15 protein-coding genes are annotated in these 22,084 nt (G+C 59.2%); 7 read left to right on the top strand and 8 right to left on the bottom strand.

What is annotated here, in order from left to right; all coding sequences use genetic code 11:
- Window positions 1-59: 59 nt before the first annotated feature.
- The 4 genes from AC2FD8_RS12085 to AC2FD8_RS12070 all read left to right on the top strand — a co-directional run bounded on the left by AC2FD8_RS12085 (window position 60) and on the right by AC2FD8_RS12070 (window position 5,295).
- Complete coding sequence (locus AC2FD8_RS12085) at window positions 60-1,295, top strand: lytic murein transglycosylase (RefSeq protein WP_496856424.1); 1,236 nt, start codon at window positions 60-62, stop codon at window positions 1,293-1,295.
- A 413-nt stretch (window positions 1,296-1,708) separates the two neighbouring features.
- Window positions 1,709-2,602 (top strand): UTP--glucose-1-phosphate uridylyltransferase GalU, encoded by an 894-nt coding sequence (gene galU / locus AC2FD8_RS12080; protein WP_496856422.1) that lies wholly within the window; start codon window positions 1,709-1,711, stop codon window positions 2,600-2,602.
- Between the two features lie 40 nt (window positions 2,603-2,642).
- The gene (locus AC2FD8_RS12075) at window positions 2,643-4,073 is read left to right on the top strand and encodes a mannose-1-phosphate guanylyltransferase/mannose-6-phosphate isomerase (protein ID WP_496856421.1); all 1,431 of its coding nucleotides are present in this window, start codon (window positions 2,643-2,645) and stop codon (window positions 4,071-4,073) included.
- Window positions 4,074-4,224: 151 nt separating this feature from the next.
- Complete coding sequence (locus tag AC2FD8_RS12070; protein ID WP_496856419.1) at window positions 4,225-5,295, top strand: DUF2793 domain-containing protein; 1,071 nt, start codon at window positions 4,225-4,227, stop codon at window positions 5,293-5,295.
- A gap of 31 nt (window positions 5,296-5,326) precedes the next feature.
- Here the strand turns inward: AC2FD8_RS12070 and fcl are convergent, their stop codons facing one another.
- Both fcl and gmd read right to left on the bottom strand, forming a co-directional pair.
- A complete protein-coding gene (gene fcl / locus AC2FD8_RS12065) occupies window positions 5,327-6,304 on the bottom strand; it encodes a GDP-L-fucose synthase (protein ID WP_496856417.1) in 978 nt (325 codons plus the stop codon).
- A gap of 10 nt (window positions 6,305-6,314) precedes the next feature.
- Entirely contained in the window at window positions 6,315-7,439 is a 1,125-nt protein-coding gene (gmd, locus tag AC2FD8_RS12060) for a GDP-mannose 4,6-dehydratase (protein WP_496856415.1), read from the bottom strand.
- A 158-nt stretch (window positions 7,440-7,597) separates the two neighbouring features.
- Between gmd and AC2FD8_RS12055 the strand changes: the two genes are divergently transcribed.
- Entirely contained in the window at window positions 7,598-8,902 is a 1,305-nt protein-coding gene (locus tag AC2FD8_RS12055) for a UDP-glucose dehydrogenase family protein (RefSeq protein ID WP_496856414.1), read from the top strand.
- A 9-nt stretch (window positions 8,903-8,911) separates the two neighbouring features.
- On the opposite strand, the gene AC2FD8_RS12050 is transcribed toward AC2FD8_RS12055, so the two are convergent.
- Window positions 8,912-9,772 carry a phytanoyl-CoA dioxygenase family protein gene (locus tag AC2FD8_RS12050; RefSeq protein ID WP_496856412.1) on the bottom strand — a complete coding sequence of 287 codons (861 nt, stop codon included), beginning with the start codon at window positions 9,770-9,772 and terminating at the stop codon, window positions 8,912-8,914.
- Window positions 9,773-9,875: 103 nt separating this feature from the next.
- Between AC2FD8_RS12050 and AC2FD8_RS12045 the strand changes: the two genes are divergently transcribed.
- Entirely contained in the window at window positions 9,876-10,766 is an 891-nt protein-coding gene (locus tag AC2FD8_RS12045) for a LysR family transcriptional regulator (RefSeq protein ID WP_496856410.1), read from the top strand.
- Here the strand turns inward: AC2FD8_RS12045 and AC2FD8_RS12040 are convergent.
- Together AC2FD8_RS12040 and AC2FD8_RS12035 are read right to left on the bottom strand one after the other, a co-directional pair.
- Window positions 10,739-11,818, bottom strand: coding sequence for a helix-turn-helix domain-containing protein (locus AC2FD8_RS12040; protein ID WP_496856408.1), 1,080 nt, complete (start codon window positions 11,816-11,818; stop codon window positions 10,739-10,741). The two genes, AC2FD8_RS12045 and AC2FD8_RS12040, sit on opposite strands and share 28 nt — an antisense overlap.
- A 138-nt stretch (window positions 11,819-11,956) precedes the next feature.
- Window positions 11,957-13,462 carry a caspase family protein gene (locus AC2FD8_RS12035; protein ID WP_496856406.1) on the bottom strand — a complete coding sequence of 502 codons (1,506 nt, stop codon included), beginning with the start codon at window positions 13,460-13,462 and terminating at the stop codon, window positions 11,957-11,959.
- Window positions 13,463-13,601: 139 nt separating this feature from the next.
- On the opposite strand from AC2FD8_RS12035, the gene AC2FD8_RS12030 reads away from it, so the two are divergent.
- Window positions 13,602-14,639, top strand: coding sequence for an OmpA family protein (locus tag AC2FD8_RS12030; protein WP_496874302.1), 1,038 nt, complete (start codon window positions 13,602-13,604; stop codon window positions 14,637-14,639).
- A 2-nt stretch (window positions 14,640-14,641) separates the two neighbouring features.
- Here the strand turns inward: AC2FD8_RS12030 and AC2FD8_RS12025 are convergent, their stop codons facing one another.
- From AC2FD8_RS12025 to AC2FD8_RS12015, 3 genes are read right to left on the bottom strand one after another with little or no spacing between them, the layout of a single operon-like run.
- On the bottom strand, window positions 14,642-16,573 hold the full coding sequence (locus tag AC2FD8_RS12025; protein ID WP_496856402.1) for a caspase family protein: 1,932 nt from the start codon (window positions 16,571-16,573) through the stop codon (window positions 14,642-14,644).
- Between the two features lie 21 nt (window positions 16,574-16,594).
- Window positions 16,595-20,242 (bottom strand): two-partner secretion domain-containing protein, encoded by a 3,648-nt coding sequence (locus AC2FD8_RS12020; RefSeq protein ID WP_496856401.1) that lies wholly within the window; start codon window positions 20,240-20,242, stop codon window positions 16,595-16,597.
- On the bottom strand, window positions 20,187-21,902 hold the full coding sequence (locus AC2FD8_RS12015) for a ShlB/FhaC/HecB family hemolysin secretion/activation protein (RefSeq protein ID WP_496856399.1): 1,716 nt from the start codon (window positions 21,900-21,902) through the stop codon (window positions 20,187-20,189). The genes AC2FD8_RS12020 and AC2FD8_RS12015 overlap by 56 nt, the downstream gene beginning before the upstream one ends.
- Window positions 21,903-22,084: the final 182 nt, after the last annotated feature.

Below are 22,084 nucleotides of genomic sequence, written 5' to 3'. Positions count from 1 at the left end.
CCAATGGTGCTCTGGTTTCGGTTGACTTGCAGGCATCCTCGGGACACAGCTTGGCTACGATGCGTATTCTCATTTTGATTTTTTGCCTTGCCATCCAGCCCCTGGCGGCCAACGCGCAAGATCGCGCCAAGGTTGAGCGACAGTTTCAAGCCTGGTTGCAGGAAACGGTATGGCCGCAAGCACGCGCCGAGGGCGTTTCGCGCAAGACCATGACACGGGCGCTGTCCGGCGTGACATTGAAATGGGACCTTCCGGATCTGGTGCCACCGGGCAGTCCTCCGCGGTCCTCAAAGCCACAATCACAGGCCGAATTCGGAGCCCCCGCACGCTATTTCAAAGCCGGTTCTTTGCAGGGCGCGACCGCGCAGGGGCGCAAAATGGCCAAACGCTACGCGGCAGTGCTTGCCCGTGCTGAGGCCGAAACCGGCGTTCCGGCACGCATAATCCTCGCCATCTGGGGGCGTGAAAGCGGCTATGGCCAAGTGGCGATCCCGCACAACGCATTTCAGGTCCTGGCGACAAAAGGTTTCATGAGCACCCGCTCGCAGTATTTCACATCCGAGTTGCTGGCTGCTTTGCAAATCGCCGAAGCAGGGCATTTGAATGGCCGTGAAATGAAAAGCAGCTGGGCCGGGGCGCTGGGGCAGCCGCAGTTCATGCCCTCGAATTTTCTGACCTACGCCGTAGACGGAGACGGCGATTCCAACCCAGATATCTGGCAGTCCGAAGAAGACACCATCGCCTCGATTGCCAACTACCTGTCGCGGCACGGCTGGGTTTCGGGCCGTGATTGGGGGTTCGAGGTCGTTGTGCCCGATGCGATCAGCTGCGCGTTGGAGGGGCCTGATCAGGGGCGCGCAATCGAGGAATGGGCCTCGATGGGGATCAGGCGCACTTCGGGTCGCCCATTTCCCGCGCATGAACTGCCTGGCGAGGGGTTTCTCATGATGCCTGCTGGCCGAACCGGGCCTGCATTTTTGGTGACCCAAAATTTCTATGTCCTGAAAGAATACAACAAGAGCGATCTATATGCGCTATTCGTAGGGCACGTTGGGGACAGGATTGCCTTCGGTGTCGGAGATTTCGCGGCGCGCTGGGGCCGTGTTGATCCGCTATACCGATCAGAAATCGCAGCGATGCAAAGAGGGCTGGAGAGTCTTGGCCATGATGTCGGCGGTTCGGATGGGCTGCCGGGTTTCAAAACGCGACGCTCAATCGGGCGCTGGCAGAAAATGCAAGGCCGGGCTGAAACGTGTTTCCCTGACCGCGCGCTTATCTCTGAACTTGGGCAATAGCCAACAGCTATACAGCCCTTATATGTCAACAATATGGAAATTTATTAACGATTACTTCCTAGATCGAGCCAATAAATCGCCGTATCTAAACCGGCCTTTTATACGGCCTGTTCTTTGACCGAACATGGCGAACAAGCATAGTGCGGCTTTTTAGAATCAACCTGTTATGAATGGATCGCCCAGATCGTGACACCAGATCGCTTCATTGCAGCAGCCTCGTGGATCAAGATGCCAGCCCCAGAACACAAAAGCTGACGACATAACTGTCTTTTGACTTGCTGTTCACGCCATGGCACGATCTGACCGATTTAAGCTCAGGTCTCCCAGGCAATATTGAATGATCCGGCTCCAAAGCCTAAGAGGAATAACCCGACTGGTGTCGACCACGAGGGGCAACTAGATTGAGAGGCACTATGACACGCAAGGTCACCAAGGCGATTTTCCCTGTAGCGGGGCTTGGAACACGCTTTTTGCCCGCGACGAAATCCGTCCCGAAAGAGATCATGACGCTGGTTGACCGCCCTCTGGTCCAGTACGCCATCGACGAAGCCCGCGCCGCAGGGATCACCGAGTTTATTTTTGTCACGTCCCGCGGGAAATCCGCGCTTGAGGACTATTTCGACCACAACCTTGTTCTGGAACAAGAGTTGAAAAACAAAGGCAAGGACAAGCTGCTGGAAACGCTGAACGCGACGAATATGGAAAGCGGCGCCATCGCCTATATCCGCCAGCACAAGGCGCTTGGACTTGGCCACGCGGTCTGGTGCGCGCGCCGCCTGATCGGGGATGAACCTTTCGCCGTCATGCTGCCCGATGACGTCATCGCCGCTGACAAGCCCTGTTTGCAGCAGATGATCGAAGCTTATGAGGAAACCGGCGGCAACATGGTTGCCGCGATGGAGGTTCCGCCTGAACAGACCAGCTCTTACGGGGTGTTGGATGTGGGCGACAATGTGGGCACCGTCGTGCGCACGCGCGGCATGGTCGAAAAACCCAAGCCCGAGGACGCGCCTTCTAACCTCGCGGTAATCGGACGCTATGTGCTTGGGCCCTCGGTTCTGTACAATTTGAACCAGAAGAAAAAAGGCAGCGGTGGAGAGATCCAGCTGACCGACGCAATTGCGGAAGATATCTGCAACGGCGTTCCTGTTTTTGGCTACAAATTTGACGGCCAGCGGTTCGATTGCGGATCGAAAGCCGGGTTCCTGCAGGCAACAGTCGCGTTTGCGCTGGCCCGCGACGATCTGCGCGATGACCTGAGTGCATATCTACACGACATTGTCTCGGCAGAGAAAGCCGCCCAGTAACCTGGCAACACGACACGCAAAAGAAAGACGTTTCGCGATCATGACAACCGTATACCCAGTAATTCTGTGCGGGGGGTCTGGAACCCGTTTGTGGCCGCTGTCCCGGAAAAGTTATCCCAAGCAGTTTGTGCCCTTGCTGGGCGAAAACAGCCTGCTGCAGGATTGCGCCCTTAGAATGAGTGGACCAGAAGCTGCGCCTTATGCCAAACCTGTCGTCCTTACGAACGAAGCGTTTCGGTTCGTCGTACCGGAGCAATTGACCGAGATCGGCATAGACCCCGGCCCGGTCCTGATCGAACCCGAGGGGCGAAACACCGCACCCGCCGTTCTGGCCGCCGCCCTTTTCCTGAATGCAACCGATCCGGATGCGGTGATGCTGGTGGCCCCTTCAGATCATGTGGTTCCTGATCCCAGCGCATTTCACGACGCGGTGGCCGAAGGTTTGCGCACGATTGCCGAACGCGGGGATCTGTTGACCTTTGGCATCACTCCGGATCGACCGGAAACCGGCTATGGCTATCTGAAACTCAGCCAAACGCCCGAGACCCGCGCCGTGCCTCTGGACCGGTTTGTAGAAAAGCCCGATCTTGAAACCGCCCAATCCATGCTGGCCGATGGCACCTATCTGTGGAACTCAGGCATCTTTCTGTTCGCCGTTCGCGACATCATTGCCGCGTTCGAACAGCACGCCCCTGCGCTGATGAGCCCTGTCAAAAAAGCTGTCGAAAACGCCAAAACTGACCTTGGGTTCCTCAGGCTGGATGCCGAGGCGTGGTCTCAGGTCGAAGATATTTCAATCGACTATGCCGTGATGGAGAAAGCGAACAACCTGAGCGTTGTGCCCTATGCGGCCGGATGGTCGGATGTCGGCAGCTGGTCCGCGGTGCAAGAGCTGACGCATCCGGATGCGGACGGCGTGGCAATATCTGGCGAGGTCACGGCGATTGACTGCCAAAACGTGCTGGTCCGTTCGGAATCTCCGGCGCAGGAGGTTGTGGCGCTGGGTTTGCAGAACGTGATAACCGTCGCCATGCCCGACGCTGTTCTGGTCGCCAGCATGGACAAGGCGCAGGATGTCAAAAAGGCGGTGACCGCACTGAAAGCCAAAGGTGCAAAACAGGCCGAATCCCTGCCAGTGGATCATCGCCCCTGGGGCTGGTTCGAAAGTCTGGTGATCGGAGACCGGTTTCAGGTCAAACGTATCCATGTCCATCCCGGCGCGGCGCTCAGCCTGCAGTCGCATCACCACCGGTCCGAACACTGGATCGTGGTGGAAGGTACCGCCAAGGTCACGATCGACGAGGAAGAGCGTCTGATTTCCGAAAACCAGTCTGTCTACATTCCTTTGGGCGCGGTCCATCGGATGGAAAACCCCGGCAAGGTGCCCATGGTTCTGATCGAGGTCCAGACGGGCACGTATCTGGGTGAGGATGACATTATCCGCTACGAGGACATATATTCACGCAGTTAAACTGTAAGAATTCATATTTTTGCACGAGATTCAGGCAAAAAGGTAAACTGAAAAACCTCCGGGCGTTCGCTTCGGTCAGACAGAATTCACGCGTCCTGCGGCAGGGTGGCGCGCAACGAAATGTCGGACCGACAGCCTAAGGAGGACACCCGTGTCTCAGACCTCACCCCGATTGAACCTGCCGTTTTTGCAGCCGTCTCAGGCGCAGAAACATGTCACCCATAACGAGGCCCTGCGCCAGTTGGACCTCGTGGTGCAGCTGAGCGTTGTGTCGACCAGCAGCACAAATCCACCCGCCGCCCCGGAACAGGGTGAGATTCATGGGCTGGGCGCGAACCCGACCGGAGAGTGGGATGGGCACGCAGGCGAGTTGGTCGCCTGGATCGATACGGCCTGGCACTTTCTGACGCCGCAGATAGGGTGGCGCGCCTGGGATCAAGCCGACGGGCAGGTGAAACTGTGGGATGGCAGCGCGTGGATCACCCCTCCGATCGAAACTTCGAACTTGCCGGGCATAGGTGTTGCAACCAGCTATGACAGCACCAACCGCCTATCCGTTCGTGGCCCTGCGACATTGCTGAGTCATGAGGGCGGAGGCCATCAGCTGAAGATCAACAAGTCCGCCTCTGGCGAAACAGCGTCCTTGCTGTTTCAGTCCAACTGGACAGGTCACGCTGAGATGGGCCTTTCCGGCAGCACCGGGTTCTCGATCAAGGTGTCACCGGACGGTGGCAGTTGGACGGACGCCCTGAGCCTTGATCCCACTACAGGTATCGCCAGCGGCGCGTCTGTTCAAAACAGCCCGACGGATACCACCACCGGACGCTTGATGCGGGCCGATTATGGGTACGGACCCGGCAATCTGCTGGGCTCAGTGTCTGAAAATGCGGGCGCTCCGACGGGTGCAGTGATTGAACGCGGCAGCACTGCAACGGGCGACTATGTCCGTTTCGCTGATGGCACTCAGATTTGTACCGCAACCCTGACCGCCACAGGTTGTACCACTGCTGAAGGCGCGCTGTTTGCCAGCAATACCGAGACGTGGGCATTCCCGGTCGTTTTTGCAGCGACTCCATCCATCAGCGGTAGCGGTGGCAGCACGGGCCGGTTCGTCGGGGCTGACGAACCGTCGACCAGCCAAGTTGTGTGCAAGGTTCTTTCGACCACATCAGATGCAACAGCCCGCGCGCCGTGCGTGATCGCAATTGGACGTTGGTTCTGAGGAAGTGGCCCGGACCTTGGGGTTCGGGCCTCTATTTCGCGCGAAGATCGACCTGAGACTGTTCAAGGAACCAAGCGTAGGTTTCGCGAATACCGTCCTCAAGACCGATTGACGCCGTCCATCCCATATCCGCCAGACGGGACACATCCATCAACTTGCGTAGGGTCCCGTCGGGTTTTGAGGTATCCTGCGTGATACGACCCTTGAATCCGGTGACCTGCGCAACCAGCGCCGCAAGCTCGGCAATCGAGATGTCTGACCCGCACCCGACGTTGATGTGGCTGAGCATCGGCTGCGTGTTTGCCTCGTAAACGTCATGCGGCAGGTCCAGCACGAACAGAGACGCCTCGGCCATATCATCCACGTGCAAGAATTCGCGACGGGGTTTGCCTGTGCCCCAGATCACAACCTCATCCACACCGTCCCGCTGTGCTTCGTGGAAACGGCGGATCAGGGCGGGCAGCACATGGCTGTTTTCGGGATGGAAATTGTCCCCCGGCCCATAGAGGTTGGTCGGCATGACCGAGCGATAGTCCACACCATGCTGCCGGTTATAGCTTTCGCACAGCTTAATTCCGGCGATCTTGGCCACGGCGTAGGGTTCGTTGGTCGGTTCCAGAATGCCCGTCAGCAGAGCGTTTTCACGCATCGGCTGTTCCGCCGCGCGTGGATAGATGCAGGAGCTGCCAAGCTGTAGCAGGTGTTTGACACCAGCCTCAAATGCCTGATGGATTACATTGCATTCAATCATCAGGTTTTTGTAAATGAAATCCGCCGGGTAGGTATTGTTGGCATGAATGCCACCGACCTTGGCGGCGGCCAGTACAACCACATCGGGCGCCTCGGCCTGCATGAAATCGCGCACCGCAGCTTGATCGGTCAAGTCCAGTTCGGAATGCGTGCGGGTGATCAGGCTCAGAGCCTCGCCTGCCGCCCGTCGCTCCTGCAATTTGCGCAGGATGGCACCGCCAACCATGCCGCGGTGCCCCGCTACGTAAATTTTGCGCATGGTCGTTTCCTCAGCCGTTTTCCAAGCTCATGGGCATCTCATAGCCGTGTTGCTTCAGCAATGCATGGCGCTGCGCGGTCTTGAGGTCTTCGCGCACCATCTCTTCGCACATGTCCTGTACGGTCAACTCCGGCACCCAGCCCAGTTTCTGTTTGGCCTTGGATGGATCACCCAACAGGGTCTCCACTTCGGCCGGACGGAAGTACCGGGGGTTGATCCGCATCACCACATCCCCGGGTTTCAGCGCCGGAGCATTGTCGCCCTTCACCGCCTTGACGGTCGCAATCTCATCAACGCCTTCGCCGGTGAATTCCAGCGTCACGCCCAGTTCGGCAGCGGACCATTCGATGAACTGGCGCACGGAATATTGGACCCCGGTCGCGATCACGAAATCCTCGGGCGTGTCCTGCTGCAGCATCAGCCACTGCATGCGAACATAGTCCTTGGCATGGCCCCAGTCCCGCAGGCTGTCGATATTGCCCATATGCAGGCAATCTTCGAGGCCCTGCGCGATATTCGCCAGACCACGCGTGATCTTACGGGTCACAAACGTTTCGCCCCGGCGTGGGCTTTCGTGATTGAACAATATGCCGTTGCAGGCATACATCCCGTAAGCCTCACGGTAATTCACCGTAATCCAGTACGAATAAAGCTTGGCCACAGCATAAGGCGAGCGCGGGTGGAACGGCGTGGTCTCACGCTGAGGCGTTTCCTGCACCAGCCCATAAAGCTCGGACGTGGAGGCCTGATAAAAGCGGCACTTCTCTTCCAGTCCCAGAAACCGGATCGCCTCAAGCAGGCGCAAAGTACCAATCGCATCCACATCCGCTGTGTATTCGGGGGCTTCGAAGCTGACCGCCACATGCGATTGGGCTCCGAGGTTGTAGACCTCATCAGGCTGAACCTGCTGAATGATCCGCGTCAGGTTGGACGTATCGCTCAAATCGCCATAGTGCAGATGCAGCTTTGGGTTCGGCTCATGCGGATCCTGATAGATATGATCAATCCGCTGCGTGTTGAATGAAGAGGCACGCCGCTTGATGCCATGAACCTCATAGCCTTTTTCCAGCAGGAACTCGGCCAGATACGATCCGTCCTGGCCGGTAATACCGGTGATCAATGCGGTTTTGGTCATAGCTAAGCCTCGTTTCCACAAATGCATCTGTTTGACGTCTCAAAAACAGCAAGTGCGTATGGAATGCAACCCAAGGCGACAATCTGGCATTGCACCTGCCCAAGATTTCTTTGATTGTGCAGGCGCATTTCGGCCGAGACAAAAAGAGGAATTCGAGCTTGCGTATTGCGATGATCGGCACCGGCTATGTGGGTTTGGTGTCAGGTGTGTGTTTTTCGGATTTCGGCCATGATGTGATCTGCGTCGACAAGTCCGAGCAGAAAATCCAGATGCTGCAAGCCGGTGAGGTTCCGATTTACGAGCCGGGCCTGGACACCCTCATGGCCAAGAATGTGGCCGCCGGGCGGCTTAGTTTTACGACCAACCTGCAAGACGCCGTAGACGAAGCGGAGGCTGTTTTCATCGCTGTTGGCACGCCGACACGACGCGGGGACGGTCACGCCGATCTGACCTATGTGATGGCAGCAGCCGAAGAGATCGCCAACGCGTTGACCGGCTATGCGGTGATCGTGACAAAGTCCACCGTACCCGTCGGCACCAACCGCAAGGTGCAGCAGGTTGTCACTGCTGCCAATCCGACTGCGCAGTTCGATGTGGCCTCGAACCCGGAATTCCTGCGCGAAGGGGCCGCAATCGACGATTTCATGCGCCCCGATCGGGTTGTTGTTGGTGTGGAAAACGACCGCGCTGCCGAGGTGATGGCCGAGATCTACCGCCCGCTTTATTTGCGTGACTTCCCGATCCTGACCACCGATCTGGAAAGCGCCGAGATGATCAAATACGCCGCCAACGCGTTCCTCGCGACCAAGATTACCTTCATCAACGAGATCGCTGGTTTGTGCGAGAAGGTGGGCGCCGACGTCAAGGAGGTGTCGCGCGGGATCGGGTTGGATGGTCGGATCGGCAATAAATTCCTGCATGCCGGGCCCGGCTATGGCGGATCGTGCTTTCCGAAGGATACCGCAGCGCTGGCCCGGATCGGGCAGGAACACGCGCATCCCATGCAGATCACCGAGGCTGTGATCCGCGTGAATGACGGTGTGAAAAAGCGAATGATCGACAAGATCCGCGACGCCTGCGATGACAGTTTCAACCGAAAGACCGTGACCGTACTGGGGGTGACGTTCAAACCCAACACCGACGATATGCGCGATGCCCCGTCCCTGACCATCATTCCGGCCCTGATCGGCGGAGGGGCCACAGTGCGCGTGGTCGACCCGCAAGGCCGTGCTGAGGGCGAGGCGCTGTTGCCCGGCGTGGATTGGTGTGACGACCCATACGCTGCGGCCAAGGATGCCGATGTCGTTGTTCTTTTGACCGAATGGAACGAGTTCCGCGCCCTGAACCTGAGCGAACTTGGTGGTGCGATGAAGACGCCGCGCATGGTGGATCTGCGCAACGTCTACTCTCAGGACAGTGTCGAAAAAGCAGGTTTTGAAACCTATGTGGGCGTTGGGCGTTAACCGCCCAACTCAACCTGCATAAAGTGGAACCGACGCATCTGCCCCTTCGACCAGTGCTTTGCTCTGATCCCGCCGCACTTGCTCATACGTTGCTAATGCATCGGATGAGAACAATTCTGTAGGTGCTTGAACCGGAACAAAATTGCTGTGTTTGTCCGAACCCCTTGCCAGCAGCGCATAATCACGGTCCGCCACCAATTGTTGCGCGCCTGGGCTGAGATAGCGGATGGCCAGTCCGATCCGCCGGTCCTCGGACTGGTTCGGCCCTGAACCGTGGATCGTCAGCCCGTGATGCAGCGACATCTGACCGGGCGCGAGCTCGATATGGGTCTTGTCGGTCTCGGCAACCTCGACAGCCACCTCTTGCCCGCGGGACAACAGGTTCGTTTCCGAATATGTATCGGTATGCGGCAAGATCGGGTTCTTATGGCTGGCGCGCACGAAATCCATACACCCGCTGCGCTCTGTCGCCGGGGACAGAGCGATCCAGGCCGTGACCTGATCCGGCGTTTCCCCCATACCCCAATAGGTCAGGTCCTGATGCATACCAACCGTTTGCACGGTGTTGGCCTCTTTGATGAAAAACTCGGCCGACCAGATCATGATATCGGGGCCCAGAACGCCCTCGACTACATCCAGAACGCGAGGATTCTGCGCAATCCGCGCTGCCAGTGGCATGACCAGATGCGCATTGACCCTTTTGTAGGTGTTCAAAGGCAGGGGCAGATCAGCCTCAAGCCAGTCGCGTTCAATCTGTTCCAACTCGGCCCGGAAACCGGCGGCCTCGGCTTCGGAAAAAACAGAGAGGGGAAAGAGATAGCCATCCTCCCAATATTGGTTGGATTGTTGTTGCGTTAACGTCGTCGCCATGGGGTCACCTACTCGCTGTATGCGCAAAGGGTATCCGTGCGTGGACACAGGTCAAAACCAAACCTCTTGCCTGTCAGGCTAAGTCTAGCTTAGCCTGCGCTACATGTTGCCTCGCATCCCATCCCTCAACTGGTTACGCGTGTTCGAAGCAGCCGCCCGCACAGAGAGTTTTTCCCGCGCGGCGGCTCAACTTAACATGTCGCCAGCAGCCGTCAGCCAGCAGGTCAAGGCCCTTGAGACCCGGCTGGGCACGCCCTTGTTTCATCGCCATGCCCATGCTGTCACACTGACGGAAGCCGGACGCGCCTATCTGCCCTCGGTCCAGCAGTCGTTACTGATGCTGGAAACGGCCACCACCGGCCTGTTCGGCGAGACGCGGGAACAGAGACTTTACGTTCAGTCGGTTCTGTTGTTTGCTCATGGGGTTTTGGCAAAAGGCCTGCCCGCTTTTCAGGCCGCGCACCCTCAGATCAATCTTTCGCTGACCACCGGCAATGCGAATTCGGATTTCACCAACCGGTTCACCGATCTCCAGATCGTGTTTGGCAACCCCGCGCTGTTTGGCACCGAAGGCGATGAGCTGCTCTGCGAGGTTCTGTTTCCCGTTGCCCCGCCCGAGATAGCCGCCCAGATCCACACCCCGCAGGACCTGCTGCAATTCACCCTGATCGAAGTCTCAACCCACCGCGCCAGTTGGCTTTATTGGTTCGAAATGCTGCGCCTGTCGGCGGGGCAGGCCCGGTTCTTCTTTGCCGACAACTCGATCATGGCGGCCGAGCTGTCCGCCAGCGGGCTTGGGGTCGCACTGGCCCGCGCGCCCGCATCCGACCGTATCATGGAGGGCTCAGGACTGGTGCCTTGCCTACCCGACACGCAGGTCAGCGGGCAAGAGGCCTATCATCTGATCTATCCATCGCGCACGGATTTGCGCCCGCCGGCCCGCCTGTTTCGCGACTGGCTGCTGGACTACAGCGCCGCCGTCCAAACCCGGTAACGCCCCTGCCCGGTGACCTCGCGGACCAACCCGCGACGGGTGAAACGATCGATATTGCGCTGTACTGCAGCGCGCGAGGCTTGTGTAAGTTCCTCGGCAAGAGGGGCCGAAACCATAGGCCATGCCCGCAAAGCGTCGATCAGCAAAGGCGGCGTTCGACCGCTGAGGTCAGCTGTTGCCTCCTTCGCCCGCGCCTCCCACGCATTGATCCGGTCCAGATGCAACAAGGCTGCGAGCGCGGCCTGTCCGGCCCCGAGAATCCAGGCGGACAGTTTTTCCTCGGGTGCCCCGGCACCGCGCAGCGCACCCGGCCCAGACAGGGCCAGCGGCATGAAAAGCGCCCCGCCCCGCGCCATCGAAGCCGCATGCCGCGCAGCAATAACAGCCGCTTCCGTATCCTGACCGGGGCTTTGAGAGACAGCCCGCCACGCATGAAAAGCGATCGCGGCCTGCGTGACAGGGTGCAGAGCCTCGACACTGCGCATCACGTCAGACAGGTCTGCAATGGCCTCCGGCACGTCTTCGATCCCTTGCGCCATCCGGTCCAGAAATGCGGTCAGCCCGGCCTCCCAGCCTTCATTGGAAGGTGCTGCGCCTGACGACAGGCGGCGCACCGCCCACCCTGCCCGATACAAGGACTGCACATCATCACCGGTTGCGCCGATCCGCAGACTTGTCCAAAGCGCCAAACGTTCGACACTAATCCGATCGCCCGTCCACCATCCCAGATCGGATACATCCATCAAGGCCAGACGATGGGTCCACCCATCCGGTCCCGCACGCAGCCGCTCATCCAACGCGCCAAAGGTCACCGCCAGATCGGCAAGCTCGGATGACAGCCCGGCTTGCGCGGCCTGCCACTCTCTGGGATCGAACAGCTGTCGTTGATCGGCCCGAGGGCCAGGTGTCAGGAGATCATCCTGTGGCGCGCCCTCCTCGGGCGGGAGAAACCAGAGATCCTCGTCATCCTCAGGGTCACCATCATAGATGCTGCGCGGCCCGAGATCTTCGAGCTCTTCATCGGGGTCGGATGCGGCAGGTTTGGGTTTCATCCGCACATTCTTCGGCTATTTCCGGCCACTCACAAGGGGTTTCCTTCAGGATATTCAGCTTTACCACCTTTGGCTGGCAAATACAGTCAACGGGCGCACACTTAGTCGCTCGCCGTTGATCCGGGTTGAAAAACAGAGTTAGCCCTGACAGCCGCCCAATGCCCACCGGCGCAAGTTGACCTTCAAACCGCCGCCAAACGGGTGCTGCTTGGCCACATTGCCTGCCGCTGGACGTTTGACATAGGTCTGCGCCTGATCGCACAGGGCCTCTTGCGTCCACTGGTGGCAATTCGAACAGTTTTGCTCTTTCCACAACTCATCCGGCAGCCCGTCAATCGGAGGAAACTGAGGCGAGCCTGCGACTAGTTCCTCGATCGACTTGCCCCGAACATGAGTGTTGCCGAACGTCAGGATGGATTGCATCGTGACCGCGGCATCGGCATCGATACTGCCTGAGTTCTGCGCCTCGGGCGCTTCGACATTAGGTTCCGCTTTGCGAGTCACCGTCTCGCTTTCCAACTGCAGGGCAGCCAGACGTTCGACCGCCTGATCCGCGAAAGCGCCACTGGGAAAGCTGTGCAGGTAGACCTCGTAGGAATGGGTCGTGTCGTCGACTTGCGCCAGTTCGAACATCAGGCGATCTGTCTCGGTCGCTTCCGGAGCTTCTTGCGATGGCTCTGGTATGGGCAAAGTCCCAAAGGACTCGGCCAGAACCGTCTGCAGCAGGTCATCGGTCTGGGATGCGTGAATACTGTCGGGAAACGCCCGCTGGAACAGTATGATCTTCACCGGATCACGGCTGTTCACAGCCTCCTGCCACAGTTCTTCCTCGGTCTTTTCCGGTTGTGCGATCAGGGTTTCATTCGCACGCGCAAAGGCAAAATCCTGCGTCAGAGACGAGGTATCCCACGGCGTTTGCAGCCCGCGCGTTTCACTTAGAACATCAACGCGGACTTTTTTGAATAACTGTTCGATCGCCATACCGGGCGTTTCGATATGCTGCGCAAGGCTCAGCGTGAACGGGCTGTTGCCGGTTTCGCCGTCCAGCGCAACGCCGCCGGGATCGGTGGCATAGGCCAGAAAAGTGCCGGTCGGGGCTTTCATCTCGGCCAGACCGTTGTCATCCATATCTACCAGATCTTCGAACGGGTTGTTCCGGCAGGCGTCCAGAATGACGATATTCGTTTGGTTGTTGGCCGAGGCCATCTGATGCAAAACCGAACGTGCCTCAACCGCCATCAGATCCAGATCGGCCGGATCGGACAGGGACACATCCACGGGCAGAAGATAGTTCGAGCCGAAAGACTGTACCCCGTGACCCGCATAGTAAAACAGACCCACCGCCGTTTCGCCGCCCTTGCGCAGATCACGTCCGAACTGGGCAATGGCGCGCTTCATTTCGATCTGAGTGCTGTCGGACAGGTGGCGCACCTCAAACCCGAGCTTAGTCAGCTTTTCTGCCATCAGCCGCGCATCATTGATCGGATTGTCCAGGGCCGAGACCGAACCATAGTCAGAGTTTCCAACCACCAGCGCGATTCGCGGCTCGGCCCAGACTGAGCCGGTCCAGAGCATTGCGATCATCGCAAAAAGGGTTCTAACTACGCGTTGCACCTTTGATTTTTTACCTTTTTCTGATTTCATGGTTCGTGACCCCTTGGGCAACACTCAACCTCGAAACATACTAATTTTCTTTTTTGGCTTTCTTATGGCCTCGACCTGAAATATCCCAACTATAGTGTCAAGACTAGGAAGAGGTTCACACATGCCGCGATTAAACTTGATGCGAAACACTTTTGCGTTGACCACGTTGATTCTGGCGAACACGGCCTGGGGTCAAAGCGCCGATCCATTCGAACATGGTTGGAAACTGGATGCCGCGGCCTCGGAGCTGCAATTTCTGTCGGTCAAAAAGAACGCAATTGCCGAAAACAGCGGCTTTGCAACCCTGACAGGTGTGATCAGCGCGGATGGCAGTGCCGATATCCGGATCCAGATGGACAGTGTCGATACCAAGATTGATCTGCGCAACGTGCGCATGCGGTTCCTGTTTTTCGAGACCTTCAACTTCCCCGAGGCGGTGATAACCGCCCAATTGCCGCCCGAACAGCTGGTCGATCTGCACCAGACCCGGCACAAGATCATAGACCTGCCCTATAGCCTGTCGTTGCACGGGGTGAAAAAAGACAGCGTGGCACAGGTGGCCATCACTCTGGTCGACAATGACAGGGTGGCCGTGGCCAATACGACGCCGATCGCAATTGCCCTACCCGATTTCAACCTTGAGGAAGGACGCGGCAAGCTTGAAGAGGCTGCAGGCGTTGATATTCTGCCTTTCGGCTTTGTCAGCTTCGGGTTCGTGTTCGACCGCGCCCAACCCGGCACGCCACCTCAGCTCGAGGTCGCCTCGGCCACACCGGGGGCCGCCGCGCTTGAGACCAAAGGCAATCTGGACCGCGAAGCCTGTGAGGGGCGGATGGATATCCTGTCGCGTACCGGCAATATCTACTTCAACTCGGGCAGTGCGCGGCTGAGCAATGACTCGATCCCGCTGCTGACCAATCTGCACGACATTGTCGACCGGTGTCCGGACCTGAAGATCGAGATCGGCGGACACACGGACAGCGACGGCTCGGATGAGGCGAACCGTGTTCTCAGTGAACGGCGCGCGCAGGCGGTCAACACCTATTTGGTCGATCAGGGGATCGCACCGGAACGTCTGCTGACGGTTGGTTATGGCGAAAGCCGCCCGGTTGTTTCGAATGACACCGCAGACGGAAAACGCCGCAACCGACGGATTGAGTTCGTACCGGTGAATTAACGTCAGTTACCGGCCAGAATGATCGGGTCGAACCCACCACTGCGCCAAAGCTGCAGGGCCGATATGAAATTCGGCCCCGGCACGCCGTCGATGGTGCTGTTGTAATAGCCCGCCTTTTGCAACAACCGTTGCACCTCCATCAGGGTGTCGCGCGACCATTGGTCTGAGGCGAGGGATAGCTGATCGAGAATCGCGCCGTTATCTTCGGCCGCTCCGCGCAGCAGCATGCGTGCCGCTTCCAACGGATCACGAGGGACGCCGCGCCCTTCATCCAGAAGGATCGCTGCCGCCAGATAACCCTGATATTCGCCATCGCGCGCGGCCTTCTGGAAGTAACCCAATGCCTGCTCGGGCTCACCAGCGGCACCATCTTGCGCCAACACCCCAAGATTGAACGTCGCCTTGGCCGACCCACCGTCAGCGGCCTGCTGCAAAAGTGCGATGGCGCGCGCGTCGTCTTTGGGTACGATCTGGCCTTCAAACAAGGTGACGGCAAGGTTGATCATGGCATCGGCGCTGCCTCCAGCCGCCGCGCGCTCGTACAGATCCAGCGCCGTGGCCATGTCCTGGGGAACGCCTGTTCCACCTTCATGCAATTGCGCCAGCGAGACCATCGCCCGCAAATCCCCCTCAGCAGCGGCCTGTTTATAGAGGGTCACGGCACGTTCGACATCCCCCGCCGCAATCGTCGCCCGCGCCAGCAGCGCCACGTAATGCGACAGCTCCGGCGACTGGGCCGCCGCCGCGCTGCACGCCTGAATGGCCGTCAGCGCGTTTTCCTGCAACCGGCTGAAGGGAACGCCCGTGATGCTGGCCGTCCGGTCGCGGGGATGGGTCGCGAGCCGTTCGCAAATGCCGCCCGGCGTGCTGTCCTCGGGCCGTGGGATCGAAGCGATCAGCCGCTGTGCCTGTGCGACATGGCTGCCATCGGGGTACTGCTCCAGATAAAACTCCAGCAAGGGTCGCATTCGACTGCGTTGCGCCAGCTTCCAAAGGCGCTCGGCCTGTTCGTCCTGTCCCTCGACACTCAGCGCACGGGTCTGGGTGCCGCCCTGCCCGGCTTCGTCCAGAAAGGCAAAAACCTCTGTGGCATGCGCGCCTTGCGGGTAGCGGTCAATATAAAGCTGCATCAATGAGGCATCCTGCGCATTGGCCGCCACCTGCCACAGCAAGGTTTCTTCGGACGCTGTCACCGGGCTGTTGTCAAACCGAAACTGCCGCGTCAGCGAGGAATTGTCCCACGGAATCTGCCGCCCCCCGGTTGCCGCCAGAACATCCTTGCGGACCGAGATCAGCAAATCCGAGATATCCTGACCCGGAGTATAGATATGGCTTAGCAGGGCTTCGGTGAAAAAACTGTTCCGCCCGGTGCCATCGAAAGCCACGTTGTCGGGCTGCGTGGCGTAGGCGAACAGAAAATCGGCGGCGCTGCCGACACGCGCCAAACCTTCATCAACGCGCAGCACACCGTCTTCGAACGGATTGTCGCGGCAGGCGTCCAGAAACACCAGACGAATACCGTCGGACCGCTCCATCCGCGAGACGAACTCCTCCATAGCCACGGTCTGCTCCGGAATATCCGCGGCACCGGTCAGATTAGCGTCGACCGGGACCAGATAGTTGCGCCCATCCACCTGAAAGCCGTGGCCTGCATAAAACAGCAAAGAGATATCGGAGTCCGCAGCCGTCGCGCCATAGGATTCAGCCAGCGACAGCATCTCATCCCGCGTCAGATCGGTGCCCAGAAACACGTCAAACCCCAGCCCCTCAAGCGCGATGGCCAGATCCGAGGCATCGTTGATCGGATTGTCGAGCGACCCGACCGTCTGGTAATCCGAATTCCCGATGATCAGCGCCACACGTTTGTCGGCCAGCGCCGCGAGGGCGCTGAACAGGGTCAAAAGCATGGCCGCACAAAGACGGATCAGGAACATGGGCACAGAGCCTCCGTAGGGTTACAGACCGATAGCGCGCGACAGGCCAATCTCGGCCTGACCAACAGCTGCCACGATTGTATCTACCTGCTGGTTCTGGATGCTGACAAGCTCGGGGTCGGTTGCTCGTATCAATGTGATCGCCTTGCGGATTTCGCGCTGTGCCTGACGGATCTGACGGCGCGCTTCCTGCACGGCCTCGCGGCGGATCGTCTCACGCTCCTCGGCGGTGGTGGCCAGTGCCAGGCGACGGTTGGCATCTTCGCCCGCAGCACGAATGCCCGCACTTGCGCCACGAATGATATCGCCAACCGATTCCAGACCCGGCGGCAGCCCCTGCACAACCGCATCAAGGTCCGAGGCATATTCGTCCATCGCCTCGGCAATACAGGCCAGATAGGCGCTGACATTGTTGCCCTGCTCGGCGCAGGACGAGATGACCTCGTCGAAATCCTGCGACGCGTTTTCAACCGTTCCAAGCGCGGCTTCGGCCTCGGCGGTGGTTGTGGTTGCGGTACCTCCGCCTCCGCCGCCGCCTCCTCCTCCGGTGATAGTCGTATCGACGGTCGGGGTGATTTCAATGGTTGGGGTTGGCGGGGTTGGAATGACAATGTTCCCGATGATCGCCGTGCCCGGCACGGACACGACCGAGAAGAACTCTTCCGCGCTGCTCAGAAGCGAGCGGGTGTCCAGGGTGTAGCTGGTGGTCCCGTTTTCCGTACTGTCGAAGGTCAGCGACTGGAAAATCGGCGATGTATCCAGAGTATCACCCGCAAAACCAAAGCGATAAACAGACGTTCCGCCAAAGACCGACCCGGTTCCGGTGGTGTTCTCGGCCTCACCTTCCGGGATCAGCAACGTGTCGGGTATGACAAACACAACCGGAGAGGTCGTGTAATGCAACGGGTTGTCGCCATCTTCAACGTCACTGGATCCCGGTGCCCATGTCGTGCTGAAATCCCACCCTTGCGCCGAGGCGAGATTGAAGAAACCAACCGTATCTTGCAACTGCGCCGTGGTCAGCGCGGTGCCACCCGCACTGGTGCCCAGACCCGAGGACACGCTATTCCAGAAGGATGCCGTGACCGATCCTGAATTCCGGCCGACCAAGCCGCCAATGGCGGACGTATCAGGCCCGGAATAGCTTGCCCCGCCGGTGGAATAACTGCGCGTCACCGTGCCGCCATTGTTGAAGCCCACAAGCCCGCCGAAACTGGTCGAAATGTCGGGGTCCGACGCTTGGTTGACGCCCGACACGCTGCCACTGGCGTAGGAATCCTGCACAACGCCTGTGTTTTCACCGACCAGACCACCGACAGCGAAATCGCCAAAGCCCGCGCCGCTCACTGTTCCCGATGCGTGGGACCGTGTGATGGTGCCCGAGTTTTCGCCGACCAGACCACCGGCATGTATTGTGTCGGATTCAAGGGGCTCTGCAGTCACGCTGGCGGTCGAAAAACTGTCGACAATTGTGCCCCGGTTGACACCGACCAGACCGCCGGCCTCGTCCTCTTCGCTGCGGAAACTGCCTGAGACTGAGACACCCGATATCGTTCCCGTATTTGTCCCAGCCAGAATACCACCGCCACCCGAAGACACGGTGGCCCCGTTGATACGAAGGTTTTGCACGGTGCCGCCCAGCGTATTGAACAGCCCGCCGAACTGCGATGTCGATATGGTCAGACCGTTGATCGAAAGCCGGTTCCCCTCCAACGTGCCGCCAGTAAAGTCAATGGGATCGAAAGAGCTGAGCGGGGACGCGTCGATGCTGTTGGCCAGCGCATAGTTGTTACCACTCGAAATCCCTTGCAGGCCGAACACATCCGTCAACAGGTAAGGAGAGCCTGCCGACCCGGTCCCCCCCAACGCGCGGGTAAAGGTGGCCCCCGATGCGATATCGAGCGTACCTGCCGAAAAACTGGGAAGCGTGCTGCTGACCTGAGACCACGCGCCATTTGTCAGCGTGAAGGTTCCAACGTTGATGGTGCCTCCTGCCCCTGTGCCGATCGTGGTGCCCGCGTTCAGCTCCAGCTCGCCTCCGGTGGCAGTGATCGCCGCGTTCAGCGCAATCGAGTCGTTGGCAAGCAGCGTCAACCGAGAGCCATTGGACCAGGTGATCGGGTCATCTACCGTGATGGTCCCAATCTGCGAGTCGTCGCCCCCAAGGTCAATCGGGTCTCCGTCCGGCTGCAACGTACCGGTTCCGGCTGTCGTCAGCGTTACGTTACCAAGCCCAAGGTTCATTTCAATTGTATCGGGCGTGACCGAACCCGGACCCGTTGCCGTATCAGAGACCGTGATATTCGTGGGGTCCAGCAGCAGTGTTCCAAACGCACCAAACGGCGCCCGCGTATCGGTTAGGCCGTCGTAGTTGAGCGCGAATTTGCCCGACACTTCGACAAAACCGCCATCCCCGGCCAGATCGCCCCCGCGGGCCGAGTTGAAGCCTGAGAACGATGTGTAGTCATCCGACCAGACGATGATCAGACCGCCATCGCCCTGATCGCCGCCATTGGCGCTGATTACCGTTGCGCCATCGACCAGCGTGGTGCTGGCCCGCTGCAGGTCACCACCCCCTTGCAGGTCACCCCCAACGCGGATTTCCCCGCCCTGTCCTGTGCCCGCACCGTCTGCGCTCAGGGCCGCACCGGCCAGTTCGATGGCTTCACCGGTAATCGTGATCGACCCACCGCTTTGATCGCGGGCCACCGGACGCGGAGACGCCTCGACCAATGTCGCCCGCGCCGAGGTATCAATGCGACCCGTGACCTGCACGGCGCCGCCGCTGCCGCCCAGAACAACCGCTCCGGACACACCACCGACCGATCGTGCCTCGATCACGCCGGACATATTCACGACCCGACGCGCCGCATCACGCGCGCTGGCAGCCTTGAGGTGGACGACACCACCATCCGCCTCGATCCGGCCCGAATTGGTGACCAGAGCCTCCATCGCGGCGTCATCGCTGTTTGAGGGAAGCGCAACCTGTAGAAAGCCGTCGCCGGATACGTCCAGCGTCACTTGCTCGCCTGCGCCAAGTCCCACCTTGCCCATCGGCACCCGGATCACACCCGAGTTTGACACATTGCCTCCGATCAAGGCCGCATAGCCGCCGGGAACAACCTGAATCGTACCCGCGTTCTCGACCCCGGCCGAGGCCCCGTTACCATTGTAGTGATAACGGCCATTCAGAAAGTCATCGTCCGTGATGTTCAGGGTCGAGGCCAAAAACCCGCCGGTATTCACATGGCCGTTCGGGCCGATGAAAATACCGTTCGGATTGACCAGATGCACTTGCCCGTTGGCGTTCAGCTGACCGTGGATCTGACTGGTCGTATTCCCGGTAACCCGGTTCAGGATCACGCTTTGCGCGACCGGCTGATTGATATTCACGGTCGAACCGGAACCAATCGAAAACCCGTTCCAGTTCACAATGGCCGCGTTCGACCCCTGCGTGATGTTCATCTGATTGCCGCTGGGTTGGCTGATCGCGACATCGCCTGCTGCCACCGTCCCTCCGGTCGGCAGGGATTGCGCCAGCGCGGTCGTGCCCCATAGCACGGCAGAGGCTGACAAAAGAATGCAGCGTGAGACTGTCATGGCTGCGCTGCCATCAGAAGCGGCGGCTGGCAGTGATGCTGAACCGGTTTCCATCTTCCCCGAGGTCATCACGTTCCCCTCTCCCATATTCCACTCGTACCGACCCGGACCGATAGGTCGAGTCCTCAATCGTAAACACATCAAAGCCCAGACCGTAGGCATATGCCCGGGTTGTGCCTTGTTCCAGAACAGTGGGTTGTTCCAAACCTAACACGCCGTAGGCCCCAAAAACATAGGGCTTGAAAAGGATCGGGAAGCCGGCCACTTGCGTCTGCTGCGACCGGCCAAGCTCGGCCCGGGCAACCCAGCCGTCATCCCCGCGCAGATCGCCCGCGTCGAAGGCCGACAACTCACTGGAGCTGGCAACACTGAACTGTTCCGACGTGACCAGCGGATCGCCAAAGCTGGATTGAAGCCGGCCATTCACGTTCACGGACCAATTGGCATTCAACGGGCGCTGATACTGCGCCGACAGCACAAGTTTGGTGAACTGTGCGCTGGCGCCCAGCCGTGACAAGGGCGTATCCCCAGCCCCGACCGAGGCACTGGCCCCAAACGCGTCCAACCCGCGCGACAGAACCGCCCCGGCGGACAGGAACGCACCATTGTCATAGGTCCAGCTTGCATCAAGCGTGGCCCGCAACACGCTGAGATCATCCTCATAAATCGGCAGCGAGCCAGAGCTGGCAATCAAATCCTGCGAGTCGCTGATCCGGTCCAGGATCAGCTGCGACGACAGGTTGTAGCGACGCGTGCGAATCCAGGGATAATAGAGCCGCAGAGAAAAGCGTTCGAATGTGCTGGTGTTTGGCACCAGCTCTGCGTCCGGCTGCGCCTCGCTCAGGGTGTATTCGGCGTTGAACGTCATTCCGTCATACCCGATCGGAAAGACCGCCCCTGCGGCTGCGATCCGGTATTGTGCATCGCTTGAGAAGAACCGCTTGGGCGAGCCGCCGACGCGGAAATAGAAGGTCTCACCCATCTCCAGCGCGCCGTTGACCTCAAGCCCGAGGTTCAAGTTCCCCGGACCAAGCTCATCCGAAAGCGTATTGTCAAAGCCGTACGAGCCGGTGATCTCTTTGAACTCGCCATCCAGCGTCAGAACGGTACCGCCCCTCGCATCCCCCGCCGACAGGGTCGAGGCCAATCGCAGGCCAAACGTATCCCCGGCCAGCAAGAGCGCACGTTCGATCTGTTGTAGCTTGACGCCCCGTTCACCGATCAGAGGTTTGGTGATCATCACCACCCTCTCACGCGCCTGCTGAGGCACTTTTTTGGCATCAATGCGCTCAATGAACCCGTCAATCACAACGATGCGCAGCGTACCCCCATCCCGCAGGGTCTGCTGCGGCAAGACCACTCGGCTAAGGACAAAACCAGCGTTGGTATACGCGCTTTCCAATCGGTTGGTGGCGGCGAAAATCTCGGACACGGCCACGCGCTTGCCGGTCAGGCGTTCAATGAAGGCTGCATTTGCTGTCTCCATCTGGGGCAGACCATCTTCGATCTGCACCTGACCAACGGTCACAAACAGCCTGTCTGCGCCTTCAGGCACCGGCGCGCCCGGATCACGCGCCACGGTCACAGGGCCGGTGCTGCGCTGATTCTGAGGCTGGAAAGTAGACGGAGCAAGATTCGCCGCGCTTTGCGCCTGCGCCACTTTCGAAACAACACTCGACGCGATCACGACTAAGGACGCCAAAACCAGAAAACGACAGATCCGCGTCATGTCAGAAAAACACCCCTTACCCATACCGACCCGAACCAATGGGCCAGAAACGTGTCAAGGAAATCCCAATCAAGGGACCATAGCAAGGTCAATCTGGACATTCCGCAGCCCCCTTTGGAATCGTTGACACTTTATTTACGCTACACCCAATCGCGTCTGTGACGGACTTCACAATGCGTAGG

This window comes from Ruegeria sp. YTSC192, assembly GCF_059609705.1.
Note: the sequence above shows the minus strand (reverse complement) of the source record. Positions and strands in the feature narration are given on the sequence as shown.

Excerpts from the sequence above, each read along its gene's own strand:
- AC2FD8_RS12050 (WP_496856412.1), bottom strand. The coding sequence starts at position 9,772 with ATGGCGACGACGTTAACGCAACAACAATCCAACCAATATTGGGAGGAT.
- AC2FD8_RS12040 (WP_496856408.1), bottom strand. The coding sequence starts at position 11,818 with ATGAAACCCAAACCTGCCGCATCCGACCCCGATGAAGAGCTCGAAGAT.
- AC2FD8_RS12035 (WP_496856406.1), bottom strand. The coding sequence starts at position 13,462 with ATGAAATCAGAAAAAGGTAAAAAATCAAAGGTGCAACGCGTAGTTAGA.
- AC2FD8_RS12015 (WP_496856399.1), bottom strand. The coding sequence starts at position 21,902 with ATGACGCGGATCTGTCGTTTTCTGGTTTTGGCGTCCTTAGTCGTGATC.
- fcl (WP_496856417.1), bottom strand. The coding sequence starts at position 6,304 with ATGCGCAAAATTTACGTAGCGGGGCACCGCGGCATGGTTGGCGGTGCC.
- AC2FD8_RS12075 (WP_496856421.1), top strand. The coding sequence starts at position 2,643 with ATGACAACCGTATACCCAGTAATTCTGTGCGGGGGGTCTGGAACCCGT.
- AC2FD8_RS12085 (WP_496856424.1), top strand. The coding sequence starts at position 60 with ATGCGTATTCTCATTTTGATTTTTTGCCTTGCCATCCAGCCCCTGGCG.
- AC2FD8_RS12030 (WP_496874302.1), top strand. The coding sequence starts at position 13,602 with ATGCGAAACACTTTTGCGTTGACCACGTTGATTCTGGCGAACACGGCC.
- AC2FD8_RS12020 (WP_496856401.1), bottom strand. The coding sequence starts at position 20,242 with ATGACCTCGGGGAAGATGGAAACCGGTTCAGCATCACTGCCAGCCGCC.
- gmd (WP_496856415.1), bottom strand. The coding sequence starts at position 7,439 with ATGACCAAAACCGCATTGATCACCGGTATTACCGGCCAGGACGGATCG.
- galU (WP_496856422.1), top strand. The coding sequence starts at position 1,709 with ATGACACGCAAGGTCACCAAGGCGATTTTCCCTGTAGCGGGGCTTGGA.
- AC2FD8_RS12045 (WP_496856410.1), top strand. The coding sequence starts at position 9,876 with ATGTTGCCTCGCATCCCATCCCTCAACTGGTTACGCGTGTTCGAAGCA.
- AC2FD8_RS12025 (WP_496856402.1), bottom strand. The coding sequence starts at position 16,573 with ATGTTCCTGATCCGTCTTTGTGCGGCCATGCTTTTGACCCTGTTCAGC.